Annotated in this window: 19 protein-coding genes; 12 read left to right on the top strand and 7 right to left on the bottom strand. The window is 41.6% G+C overall.

Annotated elements, in window-relative coordinates; genetic code table 11:
* Positions 1–230: 230 nt before the first annotated feature.
* On the top strand, positions 231–1,154 hold the full coding sequence (gene ctaG / locus H7992_RS17840) for a cytochrome c oxidase assembly factor CtaG (protein ID WP_067211548.1): 924 nt from the start codon (positions 231–233) through the stop codon (positions 1,152–1,154).
* 146 nt (positions 1,155–1,300) lie between these two features.
* Positions 1,301–1,762 (top strand): DUF420 domain-containing protein, encoded by a 462-nt coding sequence (locus H7992_RS17835; RefSeq protein ID WP_067211545.1) that lies wholly within the window; start codon positions 1,301–1,303, stop codon positions 1,760–1,762.
* A 40-nt stretch (positions 1,763–1,802) separates the two neighbouring features.
* Here H7992_RS17835 and ytvI read toward each other — a convergent pair whose 3' ends face one another.
* A complete protein-coding gene (gene ytvI / locus H7992_RS17830) occupies positions 1,803–2,861 on the bottom strand; it encodes a sporulation integral membrane protein YtvI (RefSeq protein WP_187045459.1) in 1,059 nt (352 codons plus the stop codon).
* 135 nt (positions 2,862–2,996) lie between these two features.
* Entirely contained in the window at positions 2,997–3,362 is a 366-nt protein-coding gene (locus tag H7992_RS17825) for a YugN family protein (protein ID WP_067211539.1), read from the bottom strand.
* Positions 3,363–3,596: 234 nt separating this feature from the next.
* On the opposite strand from H7992_RS17825, the gene H7992_RS17820 reads away from it, so the two are divergent.
* A complete protein-coding gene (locus tag H7992_RS17820; protein ID WP_187045458.1) occupies positions 3,597–4,667 on the top strand; it encodes a CAP domain-containing protein in 1,071 nt (356 codons plus the stop codon).
* 13 nt (positions 4,668–4,680) lie between these two features.
* On the opposite strand, the gene H7992_RS17815 is transcribed toward H7992_RS17820, so the two are convergent.
* A complete protein-coding gene (locus H7992_RS17815) occupies positions 4,681–5,412 on the bottom strand; it encodes an amino acid kinase family protein (protein ID WP_067214025.1) in 732 nt (243 codons plus the stop codon).
* A gap of 110 nt (positions 5,413–5,522) precedes the next feature.
* Between H7992_RS17815 and H7992_RS17810 the strand changes: the two genes are divergently transcribed.
* A complete protein-coding gene (locus H7992_RS17810; protein WP_187045457.1) occupies positions 5,523–6,962 on the top strand; it encodes a UDP-N-acetylmuramoyl-L-alanyl-D-glutamate--2,6-diaminopimelate ligase in 1,440 nt (479 codons plus the stop codon).
* Between the two features lie 57 nt (positions 6,963–7,019).
* The gene (locus tag H7992_RS17805) at positions 7,020–7,460 is read left to right on the top strand and encodes a YlbF/YmcA family competence regulator (protein ID WP_255428471.1); all 441 of its coding nucleotides are present in this window, start codon (positions 7,020–7,022) and stop codon (positions 7,458–7,460) included.
* A gap of 329 nt (positions 7,461–7,789) precedes the next feature.
* On the opposite strand, the gene H7992_RS17800 is transcribed toward H7992_RS17805, so the two are convergent.
* Positions 7,790–8,701 carry a glycerophosphodiester phosphodiesterase family protein gene (locus H7992_RS17800; RefSeq protein ID WP_187045456.1) on the bottom strand — a complete coding sequence of 304 codons (912 nt, stop codon included), beginning with the start codon at positions 8,699–8,701 and terminating at the stop codon, positions 7,790–7,792.
* A gap of 401 nt (positions 8,702–9,102) precedes the next feature.
* Between H7992_RS17800 and H7992_RS17795 the strand changes: the two genes are divergently transcribed.
* The gene (locus H7992_RS17795; protein WP_067211526.1) at positions 9,103–9,375 is read left to right on the top strand and encodes a YlbG family protein; all 273 of its coding nucleotides are present in this window, start codon (positions 9,103–9,105) and stop codon (positions 9,373–9,375) included.
* Between the two features lie 3 nt (positions 9,376–9,378).
* Here the strand turns inward: H7992_RS17795 and H7992_RS17790 are convergent, their stop codons facing one another.
* On the bottom strand, positions 9,379–9,774 hold the full coding sequence (locus H7992_RS17790) for a DUF7147 family protein (RefSeq protein WP_067211524.1): 396 nt from the start codon (positions 9,772–9,774) through the stop codon (positions 9,379–9,381).
* Positions 9,775–9,870: 96 nt separating this feature from the next.
* On the opposite strand from H7992_RS17790, the gene H7992_RS17785 reads away from it, so the two are divergent.
* The 3 genes from H7992_RS17785 to coaD are packed head-to-tail and all read left to right on the top strand — an operon-like array spanning position 9,871 to position 12,351.
* The gene (locus H7992_RS17785) at positions 9,871–11,310 is read left to right on the top strand and encodes a hypothetical protein (RefSeq protein ID WP_187045455.1); all 1,440 of its coding nucleotides are present in this window, start codon (positions 9,871–9,873) and stop codon (positions 11,308–11,310) included.
* The gene (rsmD, locus tag H7992_RS17780; protein WP_187045454.1) at positions 11,307–11,855 is read left to right on the top strand and encodes a 16S rRNA (guanine(966)-N(2))-methyltransferase RsmD; all 549 of its coding nucleotides are present in this window, start codon (positions 11,307–11,309) and stop codon (positions 11,853–11,855) included. Before H7992_RS17785 ends, rsmD begins: the two co-directional genes overlap by 4 nt.
* A gap of 10 nt (positions 11,856–11,865) precedes the next feature.
* Positions 11,866–12,351: a pantetheine-phosphate adenylyltransferase gene (gene coaD / locus H7992_RS17775; protein ID WP_067211517.1), complete on the top strand. Its 486-nt coding sequence runs from the start codon at positions 11,866–11,868 to the stop codon at positions 12,349–12,351.
* Positions 12,352–12,400: 49 nt separating this feature from the next.
* Here the strand turns inward: coaD and H7992_RS17770 are convergent, their stop codons facing one another.
* Positions 12,401–13,321 carry a hypothetical protein gene (locus H7992_RS17770; RefSeq protein WP_067211514.1) on the bottom strand — a complete coding sequence of 307 codons (921 nt, stop codon included), beginning with the start codon at positions 13,319–13,321 and terminating at the stop codon, positions 12,401–12,403.
* 129 nt (positions 13,322–13,450) lie between these two features.
* Here H7992_RS17770 and H7992_RS17765 point away from each other — a divergent pair, with 129 nt between their 5' ends.
* Positions 13,451–14,497 (top strand): SepM family pheromone-processing serine protease, encoded by a 1,047-nt coding sequence (locus tag H7992_RS17765; protein WP_187045453.1) that lies wholly within the window; start codon positions 13,451–13,453, stop codon positions 14,495–14,497.
* Positions 14,498–14,642: 145 nt separating this feature from the next.
* Here the strand turns inward: H7992_RS17765 and H7992_RS17760 are convergent, their stop codons facing one another.
* Positions 14,643–15,872 (bottom strand): nucleotidyltransferase, encoded by a 1,230-nt coding sequence (locus tag H7992_RS17760; RefSeq protein WP_340740447.1) that lies wholly within the window; start codon positions 15,870–15,872, stop codon positions 14,643–14,645.
* Between the two features lie 117 nt (positions 15,873–15,989).
* Between H7992_RS17760 and H7992_RS17755 the strand changes: the two genes are divergently transcribed.
* Together H7992_RS17755 and rpmF are read left to right on the top strand one after the other, a co-directional pair.
* Complete coding sequence (locus H7992_RS17755) at positions 15,990–16,523, top strand: YceD family protein (protein ID WP_067211507.1); 534 nt, start codon at positions 15,990–15,992, stop codon at positions 16,521–16,523.
* A 23-nt stretch (positions 16,524–16,546) separates the two neighbouring features.
* Positions 16,547–16,720 carry a 50S ribosomal protein L32 gene (gene rpmF / locus H7992_RS17750; protein ID WP_067211505.1) on the top strand — a complete coding sequence of 58 codons (174 nt, stop codon included), beginning with the start codon at positions 16,547–16,549 and terminating at the stop codon, positions 16,718–16,720.
* Positions 16,721–17,086 lie beyond the last annotated feature (366 nt).

Below are 17,086 nucleotides of genomic sequence, written 5' to 3'. Positions count from 1 at the left end.
TTCCTCCTTGGTAGCTTCTTGACTACCTCCTCGTTGCCCAAGTGAGGAGGTAGTCAAGAAGCCGTTTAAGACAACACGGGGAGCTCTTAGACTGCCTTCCTTTTCATATCTGCCTGTTAGGGCTGGACGGCGCCTTGCACTTTTCTTATCAATTGTCATAGTTCGTACATTGAGTTACACCGCTATTAGTTTTATAATAAAGAAAGACTTTAAAAAAGGGAGCGATGGCAATGCCTTTAAGTATATTTGGATTCCGAGCTTTGTGGAGTCCGTGGTTCTTACTAATTATCATACTTGGTATGGCCTTATATTTATTATTGACGACTAAAATGCGTCATCGATTTCAGGATACGTATCCCGTTACAAGAAAACAAATAATCTTATTCATGTCCGGGATGGTTATACTTTATGTTGTCAAAGGTTCACCTGTAGATTTACTTGGACATATCTTATTTTCAATTCACATGGTTCAAATGGCGGTTCTATTGCTTGTGGTTGCTCCATTAATCATGATGGGGATTCCTAACTGGATGTGGAAAAAAGTTTTTGATATTGGGATTCTTGACCGCATAATAACTTTCTTTACTAAACCGATTCTCAGTCTATTGGTATTCTGTGGTATGTTTTCCGTTTACCATATTCCACTTATTTTAGATAATGTGAAATTAAGTGCTCCATTGCACACAATTTTTACTATCACGTTATTTGTTGCGGCGGTGTTTTTCTGGTGGCCAATCATTAATACGCTGAAGGGACAGCCGAAGCTTCATGGCTTGAAAAAAATAGGTTATATTATTTTAAGTGCAATATTGATCACTCCTGCATGTTCCCTTATCATTTTCGTAGATGTACCTGTTTATGAAACATATAAATCTGGCGAATCTTGGTTACGGGCAATGGCGCTTTGTGTGCCCGCAAGTACACTTTCAGGATTAGCGGGCTTAGGCATTTCAGGTCCTGAATTATTTACCAATATGCCTACATTAGTTGATCAGCAACTTGGTGGAATTATTATGAAAGTGTTCCAAGAAATCATTTATGTTGGTGTCCTAGGTAGTATTTTTATTAAATGGCATAGAGAAGAGCAGGACAATGCAGAAGAAATTACTGCCAACGCGTTATTGGAACGTCAAAAAATGACGTTATATAGATAATAGGCTATAAGTTGAAAATCTTAATACTTATATAAACAGCGAAGGCACCTTTTAAGGGGAGCCTTCTGTCGCCAACAGATTCAATGGGATTATTTAATTCAACATATACAGATATAGGGAAACTTTACAAATCGGGGGAATAATGAATGAATCTGCCCTTTCTACCTACAATAAGTACGTTTTTTATTGTTTTATCAGCAGTACTAGTTGCAATAGGATGGAACTTAATTCGTAAAAGGAAAATTGAAGCGCATAAGAAAACGATGCTGGCAGCCGCGGTATCAGCAATTCTTTTTTTAATCATTTACGTTTCGAGAACTATATTGGTTGGTAATACGTCGTTTGGCGGTCCGGAGAATTTGAAAATCTATTATACGATTTTCCTTATTTTCCACATAATACTTGCGACAACAGGAGCAGTATTTGGTGTGGTGACGATTAATGCAGGATTGAAGAATAATTTGGTCAGACATCGGAAGCTTGGTCCAATCACGAGTGTTATTTGGTTCTTCACAGCAATAACAGGTGTTGCTGTTTATTTACTTCTTTATGTTTTTTATAAGGGTGGGGAAGTAACGTCAATGTTTAAAGCAATACTTGGTTTTTAATGAACAAAACGCTTTCACGAATATGTGAAAGCGTTTTTGTTTAAATCCTGAAATTGATTTTGAAGATTCCGGCTTCACGGGCTGTTGTAAAGAGAATGACAGCTAATGGTCCAATAAATAATCCGAGGAAGCCGAATAGCTTCAGTCCAAGAAACATAGCGATTAGTGTGGGGAGCGGTGATAAGCCGATTTGAGATCCCATCACTTTAGGTTCGATTGTACTTCGTATGATGAGTAAGATTGCTGCCAAAATCGCAAGTTTCGTTCCTGTTGCGATATCGCCGCTGATGAACTGATAAAGTGACCAGGGCGCAAGGACAATAACTGATCCGAGGATGGGGATTAGATCGATAATCCAAATTGTGAGGGACATGATGAGTGCATATTTAGGTGTAATTAAAAACAGTCCGACAAAAGCAACTCCAAGAATAATAAAACTGACAATAAACTGTGCTTTCATAAAACCGAAAAAAGCAGAATTTAGTTTAGCGATTATGAACCGTGCTTTTTCTGCCGTAGAAGTAGTCAAGTGTCTAAATAACATTTTCTTTAATTCAGGTAATTCGAGCATAAATAAGAAAAGTACGATGATATAAACACTCAAGTTGACAAGGAAATTTGGAACTTCAGTCATTAGAGCCATAATCTTATCGTAACTGAGTAAACCCAGAATTGATTCTTGAATAGTTTCGAATATGTTTTTGAATTCTTTCTGTATTGCAGTGACAACATCTTTTGGCATTCCAGATGTAAATTGGAATAATTTGCTTTGCGCATCAATCCAGACGCCGGATAGCGAATTGAAATAGTCAGGTGCTACCTTTGTGAAATGTATGATTTTACCCACTAACTGAGTGACTGCATAATAGAAGAACAAAGCTAAAATAACTAGGATAAAAATGAACACTGAAATGACCGACGTTTTTCGACTCCATTTAAACTTTTTTTCGGTAAGTCTAACGATTGGGTCAATCAGTAAAGCCGTAAGAAGTGCAAAAATGATTGGTATTGATATCGGAATGATAAAGATGAAAGTTATAGTAATAAAAATTATAATGAGTATGATACTAATGTTTCGTGTTGTAAGCCATTTTGCCAATGGTTATTCCCCCAAACTATTCACTCTTTCAATTATAGCCAAAATATGGGCAATTGATTAGTCGGGAAAAGTAAAAAGGTAAATAAACATAAAAAAAACCAGAGAACATTGAGTTCTCCGGCGGTTATTACATAGTTATTTTTTAAGATTATAAGGCTGTAGTGCTTCGCTTACTGCTTTTAGTGTTGCAACACAGTCTTTGACAAGGCTTTCAGGGAAATGTTCCCCTTCGCCGTATTCAACGCCATGTGGATAGTAATGCTTGCCGACAACTGGTTTTTTAAGGATCATAGTCGCTTGGCGTGTATCAACATCGCCATCAGTTGTATAACTGAATACGCGCAAATAAAACGTGCCTTCTTTGATCATATATTTCTTATCAAATGTTGCGCGTTCGTAGTCCCATTGACCTGCGCGGACAAGGTCGTGTTTTAACATGATTTCATCAAGTATTGATAAGTCAGTAACAATATTTTCAATGCCTGTATCTTCAATATACATAGTTTATATCCTCCTTATATATCGTTGAGCCAATTCCCTATACCTATTTATAATAGAACAAATCACCAGCAGTTGCAATGACAACATTGTGTCAACAAACGTATGATTTAATAAATAAGATAATACTTAACATTTTTCACAGATAGACGAAGTATAATGAAAGAAGAAATCATTTAGTAGTATTATCCTTATAAGAACTGACTAAACTTTATACTCAAGAAAGTAGGTCGAAAAATGAAAGCACTTTGGAAAATAATAATTCTACTCATCATCGTCCTTTTGATATTTTATATTATGGATGATCGAGTGAAAGAAAATAAACCGCTTGAGTCGCCTGTGAAACATGGGACGGCGATCCCAGTGCCTGGAAGTGGGGATGGTTTACCGCTACCGCAAGCTGCACGGCCTGAATCGGGCCTGTCCCTGTTTGTCGGTAAGAGTGTAGACAGTCTATTTGAGCAGTTGGGTAAGCCAGATCGAATTGAACCCTCAGACTATGGTTACGATTGGTGGATATACGATAAAGATCAACAGTTAATGGTAGGCGTTTGGGAAGGAAAAGTAAATCAAGTTTATACTGCAGATTTATCCTCCGATATTGAGCCTTTTGAGATTGGGCAGGATGTGAAAGACATCTATCGATTTACGATTGTGGAGTCAGAAGTGGCTGTACAAATTGGAGAAAGTATCTATACATTTACATTGAACGGGGATGATGTGAATAATAGGCTGCTTATTGAATATGAGAATGTCTATGCGCAGCTTTATATCGACGGTGTGGATGGGGATTTGGAAGCGATACGTTTTATTGATCCAATTACACTAATTCTGCACCAGCCCTATGACATGGCTTATATGGGGGAAATCGTTAGTGCGGATCGGCCATCGTCAACAATGCAGATGGAAGTAGATCGTGCAATGGAGCGTCAAATCTTCAGTTTAACTAATATTTATAGGAAAAACCATGAATTGAATGAACTTTTGAGTGATTACGATCTTGCTGTTGTAGCACGAAAACATAGTGAGGATATGGCGCTTGAAAATTACTTTTCCCATGAATCTCCTGTGACCGGTAATCTTGCGGATAGGTTAAAAGAGGCAGAAATTGAACATCGTAAAGCACGGGAAAATATTGCTTTCAACTATGTGGATGCAATTGAGGCAGTCCATGGTTGGCTTAATTCTCCCGCGCACCGTGATGTCTTGCTTGAAAAGGAAGTCACACATCTAGGGACAGGTGCATATGGAAAATATTATACACAGGTTATGATTCGTGAGCTTGCAGAAGAAAAAAGGCAGCAATGAAGTTCATTGCTGCTCAAGGAATAATCCAAGTTCCTGTCTCCGTACTGGCGACACCTCTTATATAAAGAGGTGTCGCCGTTTTTTTTGCATGTAATGCAGCCCGTTTTTGAATGATTGGCCTTTCACAATCTAGAAGTGGTATGAAATCGTCCAACTTCAGCAGGTCCAGTTTACGGGGGTTCTCCACTTTGCGCGGATCATGAGTCATAACGCCAGGTACATCTTTAAAAAACTCTACATGGGACGCTTGGAGTGCTCCTGCAAGCGCGATTGCAGACAAGTCGCTGCCACCTCTCCCAAGTGTCATGACATGCCCGTTGTTATCGATCCCTTGAAAGCCTGGAATAATAATACAACGGGTTTGTTTAAGGTTTTCAGCAATGGACGCAGGGTCGATGTGGTCAATCGTAGCATCCCCAAATTCTCCAACAGTCATTATACCAGCCTTAATGCCATGCAGGACAATGTTGGGGACACCTGCTCGTGTTAGTTCGGCTGATATAACTGCGGCAGCGATGAGTTCGCCACAGGACACTGCAAGGTCGCTTGCGGCTGCTGAAGATGAAAAAGCATCCGTAAGCTGAAGAAGGCTGTCCGTCGAATAAGGATCGCCGTAGCGACCAATAGCAGATACGACAACAACGACATCGCCAAACTCATTTAGTCCATCTTTTATATGGTTAATGCAATTCAATCTCATTTCTTCATTTTTCATTGCTACTCCACCGAATTTCTGGATGATCATAAGGCTCCCAACTTTCTTCGTGACGTTCATTGAGTTCTTTTCATACGATAAAGTATGTTCGCTCTCAATATATTCATTTTCACAGAAAAATGTTCGGGAAGGGGAGAGTGGTGCTGTTTTTAACGGAGCTTATAAAAGACTGGCCTTGTACAGTCAGTGGTGGGGAACTCAGGACTGTTGTCACGGGAATAACCGAAGATTCTTCACGGGTAAAGAAAGGATGCGTGTTTGTAGCCAGGAAAGGTAATCAAAGCGACGGTGTGAAGTATATTAGAAAAGCGATTGAACAAGGTGCTGCAGCTATTGTTATTGATAGAACGAATTTGACAGAAATACCAGCTGATGTTGTTGTCATTACGGTTTCGGATTGCACAAAGTTCATGTCTCATGCAAGTGCGCAATTAGTTGGTAATCCTGCCAAAAGAATGAAAATGATTGCGGTGACTGGAACAAATGGAAAAACGACAGTTACACATTTCATCGGTCAGTTATTAAGCAAATTTGGAAATCGGGTGGCTGTTATCGGTACGACAGGCATTTTTATCGATGGCGTTAAGATTGATTATGAATGCCCCAAAATGACAACATTACCCGCGGAATACCTCCATCCTTTATTAAAGAAATGTGTTGATGAAAATGTTAGTCATATTGTTCTTGAAGCATCATCACTTGGATTGTCTTCGAATCGTTTAGATCATTGTGATATCGATATTGGAATACTATTGAATATTGGGACTGATCATTACGAAGAACATGGTGGAAAGTTTGCTTATATAAATGCGAAAAAGCGTTTAATTCAAATGGCGAAAACATTCATTGTTAACAATGATGATAAAGAATGTGTGAAAATGGTTCAAAATGCAACTGTTCCACTGGTTTATTTTGGGACGAATTCGTCAGCAGACGTCCAAGTCCCAGAACTAAAAATGAATCCTGATATACTGGGTCATTATAACCGGATGAACACATTAGCGGCAATTAGTGCACTTCTTGTCCTTGGCTATTACTTAGATGATATTTTGCTGCACTGCGAACTGTTACAGCTTCCAGAAGGTAGATTGCAGCAACTAGAGCGCGATGGTGTAAAAGTTTACGTAGATTATGCTCATACGCCAGATGCGCTCGAAGCGGTACTGCAAACGCTATCCAATTCGTGTTATGGGAGACTAATTACAGTCTTTGGGTGCGGCGGCCAACGAGATAAAGGAAAAAGAGCTGAGATGGGTGAACTCGCTGTCCTGTATTCTTCAATTGTCATTGTTACATCAGATAATCCAAGAAATGAAGATCCTAAAGCAATTATTTCGGATATTATGGAGGGTTTCGGAGGTGAATGTTCGGCGATTGAAGCCGAACTAGATCGGAAATATGCAATACGAAAAGCGATTTTTTGCGCGGCGCCGGGTGATATCGTCCTAATTGCTGGAAAAGGTCATGAAAAATCGCAGCACACGGCTGATGGTCTGATACCATTTTCTGATCTCGAAGAAGCAGCACGTGCTCTTTCTGAAAAAACGTTTTTGGATATTAAAGAAATAAATATGGAATAGATGCAAGTTTACCATCTCTTCTGTTATGATAAATGGATGATTGGAGGGGATCATTCTATGATGACAGACGAATGGATCACCATCATTGAAGATGCAGAAGACTTAACGGCAATGTTGCTCTCTTCTGAAGCGGTGGCTGAATACCGCAAAGCCCATGATGATGTCTATTCAGACAAAGAACTTGTGAAGTCGATTCAAGAGTTCACGGCAATGAAGGAACGTTATGAAGAAGTTCAACGATTCGGAAGATACCATCCGGATCATAATATAGTAATGAAAAGCATCCGCGTACAAAAACGTGAGCTTGATATGAACGAACGGGTTGCGGCTCTTCGATTGGCTGAGAATGACGTTCAATTTATATTTGACGAAATTGGTTCAATTATCGCTAAATCGGTTTCGGATGAAGTAATAGTTCCGGCTGGCAGTGCATTCTTTTCCGACTCATCTTGCGGAGGAAGTTGCGGCACCGGCGGAGGCTGTTCATGTTCGGCTTAAAGAAAGAAAAGCGCTGAAGCTAGACAAAAACAAAAGCGTAAGCGCGTGTTCAGAGGCGACAGGCATAAGACGGGTAAAGGAAGGCAGTCTAAGTTCGCGACGTCGTGTCGCAACAACTGCATGACCTGCATCCTGCAGGCCCCCGAGCCTCTAGGTGCTGGAGTCTAGACGTAAAACATCATCTTTCGCAGGTTATCCACAGTCCGAGAATTTATAAATTCCTAAGCAAAAACAAAAACGTAAGTGCCATCTAGCTTAGGGAGTCTAGACATAAAAAAACAGGTTGCATCCATGTCGGAAAGTCGACATGGATGCAACCTGTTTTTTGTTTAATCGCCTACGTTATCTTGGACAATTTTCATCGCGACGGTCGGTCTGTCTGTGATGAAACCAGCTGCTCCAACATGTAAAAGTTTAACGAACGACTCTTTATCATTCACACCTTCAAAATAAACTGGAATATTAATTTGGGTAAGAAACTTCATGAAACTTTCAGTGCCGAGAGAAAATACGCCCAGTTTTTCTGGAATTCTGAACAAGTCTGCACGTGGACTATAAAGATGACCGAACATGCTTGTAAAAGAGGCGTATGCTCTTTTTACTTCGTTATCACCCGCACCGGTTGCAACTTTGTTTTGTGCGTACAAGTTAAATCTGTCGGTCTGTTCATCATATGAGCTTGTTACTGCGACACAGTCTTCAGCACCCAGCTCTTCAAGAAGTCTCCAAAGTTTGGAAGGAATCAAGCTACCTTCGTATGTATCAGGAGAATCTTTTAGATTAATAACAATTAGCATATGCGGAAACTTCTGTATTAGTTCACGAAGGGTAATAATTTCTACGTTTTTTCCACGGTAAGAATGATTTCCATCCTCATCTTCAAATTGATAACCTGCATCAGCCATTTTCAATTCGCTAAGGCTATAGTCGGCAATTCTTCCAGAGAAATCTGTTGTTCGATCTGCAAATTCATCGTGAAAAACAATGATTTCCTCGTCTTTTGTTAACCGGATATCAACTGCAAAACCATGTACGCCAAGCTCGGCCGATTTTGAAAATGCGGCCAATGTATTCTCAGGAGCCTCTGCTAGTCCACCTCGGTGGGCAAGAATGACTGGATTATCGAAATCGAGTGCTTTTTTACCTTCACGTGGTACCGGTTTTGCGACAACTTTGGAAGCTGCCCACGCGGCAACTCCTGCCGCACCTACTGTAAGGACCACATTTGTTTTTCTACCCATTTAGTTTAGATGCCTCCTTAAGAATCAGCTCTATTTTTCCCATTATAGGGCAAAATATTGACGTTGTCAGCAATATTCAGTGTCCAGATTCAGGCGTCTTCCGCCTTCCTTCTTGAATATAAAGGCAAAGAGCGCCTTATATTCAAGTCCTCCAGCAGGGTGGGATTGAACTGCATCCCACCTACTTGTCGCATCTAGCGGGCGCCTTCCGCTTTTCTTATTGTCCAGCTTCAGGCGTCAGCCCCTCGAGTCGCTTCAGTCCCCAGGATAAAGGCAAAGAACGCCTTTTTCCTGTGGCCCTCCAGCGCTTGTCGGGGCTACACGACGCCTTCTGCATTTCTATTGTTGCAGGGCTTTTCAGTCCTATGGTATTGTATGGGTTAGGAAAAGAGGGGAAATCTATGATCGATCGTCAAGGTATTATTGTCTATCTTCATCATTTAAAACAAGCAAAGTCATTTCGAAAATACGGTCATGTCCATTATATATCACGCACAATGAAGTATGTTGTCCTTTATTGCAATATGGAAGATGTCGATACGGTCATGGGGAAAATAGAACGTCTTCCATCTGTAAAAAAGGTTTTGCCGTCCTACCGCCCATTTGTGAAAACGGAATACGAAAATGCCAAACCGGATAAAGCGAAAGAATATGATTATAAAACCGGGTTATAAGAACTATCTTAATGGAGGGAGCAGCTTGTTGATACGCAGAATACCAATTGTGTATTGATAAAACAACTCAGTTTCCGCAAATACTGAAGAGTTTTTCAACTCGATAACTGCTGGCGTGCTCCCAACTTTCTCTGCTGTTTCCTCAAAAAGTAGCCTTCTTTTTGATTTGATGGTATTCTGCTGGATAATTCCTTCCCGGCAAATGTAAATAGGCATGAACTTACCGTCATTTGCAGGTTCGAAGGCTGCCGCGAGTGACAGTGCATGACCTGAAGGTGTTTCTGAGGATAAGATGAACGTCCTATGCAGGCGGTCGCTATTCGACTTGATTAATTCGCATAGTTCATAAACATCTCCATATCCTTCGCCAAGCTCTATGAATCGTTGATTTAATATCATACATAACACTACCTTTCTAAATACGTAAATCTAGACTTATCATACCATTGTGAGCGCCAAGGTGCATTCATCAATTCGTCCTAGGGGGTATAGGATTTGAAATTTATCGTAAGGACTATGTTTCTTTTACTGATTGTGAACGGTCTTCTAATTTATATGCATTATTATCAAGCGGTAGGCGCAGACAGTAAAGAGCCTAGCGTTGTAAAGTTCACCCAAGAGATTGAAGTGGTAAATCGTCCCGATGCTCTTCATATCCGCCAGCATTTCAGTGGCTTATTGGACATGCGGTATGAAATTGTTTGGCCAAAAGCCAGCACCAATCGTTCTTGTTATCTTGCGGACGCAACATCCTGCAATCGAATGGATGAGAATTCTATCGCTTTTCTTGAAGGGGAGAATGGACGACAATCCATTTCGTATGAAATACCCAAAAAAGGACCTCTAAAACAAACAGCTCTATTCAACGAACCGTTCGCTACACTACATGCTTCTTCTGCCTCGTACACATTATTCCATATGACTGATGAAACAGGGGTTGGTGGATTATGGGTAAATGGTTTGGAGCGAGTGGGTACTAAAAAAATGACGAACATCAATTATTCATTATTCCGTGGCAAGGGAGAAGTCAAGGAACTTTATTGGCAGCGGAATAATTTGCCTGTGCTCTATGCTGGGGATAGGCTCTCGGTATTTGGGGAAAGCGGCAATACTGAGCAACTTGGGGAAGTGGATAACGTACTTAAAGCAATTGATGCCAATCATTCAACGATTGTAATTGATGATACACGTCAGGCTGTAAATGCTACCCGGTTTATCGTTTCAAAAAATGCGGATGTGGATAAAGTATCGGTTCGATTGCTAAGGGAAAGTATGTATGCGCGTTTTACAATACCCGAAAACGAACGCATGACGGCCGAACTGGTAGCTTCGATTCTAGGAGAAACGCCAATAGGACTCGGGAAATCACGTAAAGCTTATCAAGTTCTTACTGAATCAATTACAGTAGAGGAACTTGGGGAATTCAAAAAAGTGTTGAATAATATGACAGGGCAAGAGCTTAATGCATCTGTTTTGGACGCGATAGCCGGAGAGATAACTGGCTTTAAGACATCTTACTTCACGAAAAATATTCATGATGATACAACTGCTCATCCGTTTCTTATCGAAGATCCACGGGAAATAAAGTTTGATGGCACTAGCACTACAGATATTCGAATTCTATTGAAGGATGGAAAGACCCTGTATCCAGCGAAGAGAATTTTAAACCTTGCGGGCTATACCATCAAGACGAATGCGCGGTCTATTTACATTGAAAATGGCATTAGGAAATTTAGATTTCCTAGGAAAGAACTATTCTATGTTTATAATGAACAAAAATACGATGTTGTAACTATGCCATTCGAAGTACTGGAAGGTGATTTATATTTTGAAGAGAGTTGGTTTAAACGGTTGTTCCTTTTAAGTATCGAGAAAACGGCAGATACGATTGATATCATCAGAATGTCAACACTGGTAGAGGAGGGCGACAAGTGAGAGTTGTTGCAGGAACTAGAAAAGGTATTCCCTTGAAATCTTTACAGGGAACGGATACACGCCCGACATCTGATAAAGTGAAAGAGTCCGTATTCAATATAATCGGGCCTTACTTTGATGGTGGAATTGCCGTAGAATTGTTTGGGGGCAGCGGATCTCTTTCCCTTGAAGCTTTATCAAGAGGGATCGATGAGGCATTCCTCTTTGAAAAAAATGTGAAAGCGTGTGCGATTATTAAAGCGAACGCGGAAAAATGCCGATTTACGGAAGAATTACATATCAAGCGTGCGGATGCTAGAAATGCGGTTAAAGTTTTGCAAGCGGAAGGGAAGAAAGCAAAACTTCTTTTTATCGATCCCCCGTATGCGGAAACAGCATTTTATAATTTGGCACTTGAATTTGTAGAAGCAGACCTTCTGACTGAAAACGCTGTCATCGTTTGTGAGCATGAAAAGCAATTGGAATTACCAGAAGCGTACGGCAGTTATTATAAGATAAAAAGTTCAGTGTATGGAAATAGCGCTGTATCTATTTATGAGAAATGAGGTTTCAATAATGTCGAAAATTGCAGTTGTACCCGGAAGTTTTGACCCGTTAACGAATGGGCATCTAGATATTATCAAGAGAGCAGCGAGGGTTTTCGGTGACGTCAGAGTTGCTGTGATGAATAACTCCTCAAAAAACTCACTGTTTACTGTCGAAGAGCGTATGGCGCTTATTGAAGAGGTGACGTCTGTGTTTCCGAATGTGAAAGTGGAGTCGTCTTCTGGATTGCTCGTTGATTATGCCAAGAGTGTAGGGGCATCTGTAATTGTTCGCGGATTGCGTGCCGTTTCCGATTTTGAGTATGAAATGCAAATTACGTCTATGAACAGGTTTCTCGATGAGAGTATCGAGACATTTTTCATCATGACGAACAATCAGTATTCGTTCCTCAGTTCGAGTATTGTCAAAGAAGTGGCAAAGTACAGCGGTGAAATCTCAGGACTTGTGCCAATGCAAGTTGAAGAGGCGTTGAAAAAGAAATATCAAACTCGATGATTGTTAAATGGTTATGATGAAATTAAACTTTCATCATAACCATTTTATATTAATAAATAAGGTAGAAGATTACCGGAACGACAATGATGCTCCAAATTCGTCCGATTACGTAAGGGGTCATCGAGATTTTGCAGGTCTTTGCGATGACAAAAACTTGCATATGGATACTCAATCCGTTCATGGAAATGATTGCAGCGATAAGAAAAGGGAAAAACGGCAAGCCGTAAAAGTGATCTGTTGCTGATTGAACACCTGATGTCATTTCGAAAATGGCTAAGGCAATTGTTTTCGAAATCCCCATCTCCACAGTGAATGCCGAAGTGAAAACTGTTGACAGCACGGTTCCGAGAGAGGAAAAGAAAATGACCGTGGTTGCGACAAGAATAATGATTGTCGAACTTTCCTTGATAGCGTCTAGAAGTGGCACCCCTTTTACTTTCTTTTGAGGTTGTGAAAGAGGTGTTTCTATTTCGCTTTCGCGGTGCAGAAAAGCTACTGCAAGTAAAAAGAATAAAATATTCGCGATGTGGATGGCCGCAAGTAACTTCCACCCTGAACTTACATTTCCGAATAGTTCTGTTCCAACGAAGCCGATGATAAACATCGGCCCGGGTGCATGGCATGCAGCTAGAAGTAGGCCGCTTTGCTTCTGAGATAATTCACCGTTTTTCATCATTTCGGTCACTGTTACGGCACCGACCGGGAATCCGCCAAATGATCCGAGTACATATGCTTTCAAAAAACGCCTCCACTTCGGTACTTTCTGTGTACGATTGGGCATTTTTAAAAGCCATTGTGTCAATATGATATAGGGCAGTAAATAAGGAAGCAGTGCATGGATAAATAACTGTGCGCCAGCTTCGGCTCCGGCATGTGCAACGCTTGGCTGTAAAATGAACAGAATGATAAGTCCCCAAACGACTGAAAGATTTATCATATGATAAAGGCGTGCATGTATTCCGTTGACCACGCACTCGGCTCCTTTCGATTTCCAAGCATGACGAAAAAATTAGGTATAAATCTTTTGTCAGTCTTTTTTTGGTGCTACACTTATATATATGTAAAGAAAGTACAGGCTATTAACGGAGGTGGTCCTAAAATGAGAAAGAAACGATTCAGTATGATAGGTGTTTTGCTTGTTATCATAGCCATTTTGTTCATTTACCCGCTCGATTCTTATATATCGCAGCCAGGAGGAGCTTATGACTTGGATCCACTCGTTGAAGTGGTAGGCGGAGATAACAACGATATTGGGACATTCAGTCTTATGACGATTTCCGTTTCAAAAGCGACACCAGCTTCTTATGTTTTATCGAAATTCACCGATAAGAAGAAGCTTCTCCCTGCTGAAAATGTAAGAAGAGATGGAGAAAATGACAAGGAATATAATATTCGACAGAAGAAACTCATGACTGGTTCACAGTTCAATGCAATTACAGTTGCATTTGAAAAAGCGGGTATTCCTGTTGATATCCAGTACGATGGTGTATTTGTCATGATGGTCCTCGAAGGAGGCGCGGCCGACGGTATCTTGGAACTTGGAGACAAGATTCGTGTGATTGACGGTGTGGAGTTGAAAGAATCAGGACAATTCTTTACGCTTATTGGAGATAAGAAATTGGGTGATGAAGTAAAGATTTCGTTGGATAGGGATGACAAGAAGCTCGATGTAACACTTGTCTTGAAAGAGATACCTGATAGTGATGGACGGGCAGGACTTGGCGTACGTTTTGAAGAGGATCGAACACTCACGACTGATCCAGAAGTCGATTTCAAAACATCGAATATAGGTGGACCATCTGCGGGTCTGATGTTCACGCTTGAAATTATGAACCAGTTGCTTGATGAAGACCTCACAAAAGGATATAACATTGCTGGAACTGGAGAAATGTTGGAGGATGGAACCGTCGGAAGAATTGGGGGCGCGGACTTTAAAGTGATTGCTGCTTCCCGCCAAGACGTGGAAATATTCTTCGCACCAGCAGATGATTTACCTGATGAAGTAAGGGCGGCAAATCCTGGAATACTGACTAATTACGAAGAAGCTGTAAAGATGGCAGAGAAAATCGGCACAAAAATGAAAATCGTGCCGGTGGAAACTGTAGATGATGCACTTGATTATTTAGCGACGTTGGAAAAGAAGTAGGTTGTTTGGTGTGGTCTTTTCTATGCAGTGTGTGGTGCCAGTAACTGCCATGTAAATTTAGCGAAGGCGCCTTACAGGGGTAGCCGAAGCCATCCCCGAGCACCGAAGCGGAGTTGAACGGAATCTTTATCTCAAACTAACATCTTCACTGAATGATAATTGGGTGTGTATTGTAATCAACACCGATTCGGGAACTAGAAGTGCCGTTTCCGATACCGAGTGCGTACATATCCGCTGCGTGGATATCGAAATCAAGTGAAGGATTTGAAAAGGCGGCTGCTTTGCTAATTAGAGGAAGCTTCAGCCTTTTTTTATGTTCATTCAAATATAATCTTCCGGCAGATGTCATTCCAAGTAATCGTAGATAGGAAGGAGTTTTCATACTGCTCCGTATATCGTACGTAAACCCGGTAAATATATGAGTAAACATGCGCTGAAGTCGGGTCCAAGTGTACCTTTTGGATTTCACGTCCTTCATGAAGCCTTCAAATGTGCCGTTATCGGCTGCCGCGCGGTACAACAGATTCTCAATTCCTTCCGTTACGTCTGCAATCATCGCAAGTCGTTTTGGTCCTTCCCGTAAAATTGTGAAACGGAGCTGGGGATAGAAAGTCGGCCAGTTTCCAAAAGATTGATTTTCCGCTTGCCAATCGTGTAGAAGTTCGAGTGCTGTATCTGGCATGAAGTCTGTAATCGTTCCGAGCGTCTCTGATTCAAAAAAGGATTTTCTGATGCCGGTTGCACTTGCAATTGGGTTACCTGCTACAGCGTCGTCATGGTACTGGGCGACAATGCGCGGGATTGTGACGGCTTTCATTTCGGAGTCAATATTCCTAGCAGCTTCCATATAATGAAAACCTAAAATGTTGTTCGGTTTCGAGAGATCAGCAAGTGGTCCTTCGATTGTTGAGGAATTGGCGGCCATGGTGTAAGCCTCATTCAACGCTTTTGGATAACTGAGTCCCCGGCTGACAGCATCTTTCACAGTTTGTTCATAATTGTCGCCGGCTTGTTGGAGAAGAAGAAGACTTCTTTCGAAAGAGTTAACTTCACCATCTTCGCTACCGAAGCAGAAAGCACTGCACTGAGCAGCGTCCAGTAGCTGAATAGCACCTCTGGCGAAGGATGGGGCATTAGATGTCGCGAATGCATAAGGAAGCTCCAAAACGATGTCCACACCGTTTTTCAAGGCCATGTTTGCCCGGGACCATTTATCAACAAATGCAGGTTCCCCCCGTTGTAGGAAATTACCGCTCATGACGGCAATAACAACATCCGCGCCAGTTGTTATTTTTGCTTGTATCGCGTGATAAAGATGCCCGTTGTGAAACGGGTTATATTCGACGATAATTCCTGAAGCTTTCAAATTCGACACTCCTTTGCTACAATGAATATTAATTATACCTATGCGGCTGACGAAGTGACAAGAAAATATCTTGACATCCCTTTTCGCCCATTATATAATCAACATTGTTGTCTTGAGGTGATAGACATGAAATGGTCAATCCATCAATTGCAGAGATACAGACAAGGTGCGATGCCGCTTGACGAAGCTGTCGACCTTGAATCCGTGAAAAAACGGAATCCGGAAATCCGGAATATTACGCCTGTCCGAGTGACCGGAAGTTGTACAATCAGCTCCAAGAAATTGATATGCCGATTCCGGCTCGAAGGTACGTTGACATTACCCTGTTCACGAACATGGGAAGACGTCGAATTACCATTCGTAATCGAAGCTGACGAACAGTTCAGCTGGGATGAAGAAGTTCTCGCATCAGATGATGAAATTCATCCTGTTGTGGGTGAGGTAGTCGATCCGACCCCTGTATTTGAGGAGCTCGTCCTCCTTGAAGTGCCGCTTCAAATTTTTAGCGAGAATGCTGATGATATGCAAGAGGCTGAAGGAAAAGGCTGGTCATACGCGACTGACGAGGTGTACAATGCCAGGCTCCGTAAGGAACTGGAAACGAAAGTGGATCCTAGACTTGCCGATTTGGCAAAGTTCTTTGAATCCAAGGACGAATAGGCGAACGTAAGGAGGTGCCCCAGATGGCTGTACCAAAAAGAAGAACATCCAAAACAGTTAAAAACAAGCGCCGTACGCATTATAAATTGCAAGTACCGGGAATGACTACTTGTACTAACTGTGGCGAAATCAAATTGGCTCACCGCATTTGTAAATCATGCGGTCATTACAAAGGAAAAGAAGTTGTAGGCGAATAAGTAAGATTTGCCTATGAAGGCTACCGTGAGACCATGGCTCACGGTGGCCTTTTTTCTATACCCAAGAAAAGCGGAAGCGGCCGCTTAGATGCGACAGGCATAAGACGGATCGGCGAAGCGGCGTGTCCTTTGCCGCGCAGCCGGGCCGGCTTATGACCCGAGCATCTGGCCGCTGTAGCTGGACAACAAGAAAAGCGGAAGGCGTCGTTTAGCCCCGACAAGCGCTGGAAGTCCACAGGAAAAAGGCGCTCTTTGCCTTTTCCTGTGGACTGAAGCGACTCGAGGGGCTGACGCCTGCAGCTAGACAGTAAGAAAAGCTGCAGGCACCCCGGAGTGCCGAAGCGTATTTGAAGGAAATCTTTATTC

It is taken from the genome of Sporosarcina sp. resist, assembly GCF_014302295.1.
Taxonomy (GTDB): domain Bacteria; phylum Bacillota; class Bacilli; order Bacillales_A; family Planococcaceae; genus Sporosarcina; species Sporosarcina psychrophila.
The sequence above is the reverse complement of the archived record's forward strand: the minus strand, read 5'-3'. Positions and strand labels throughout refer to the sequence as shown.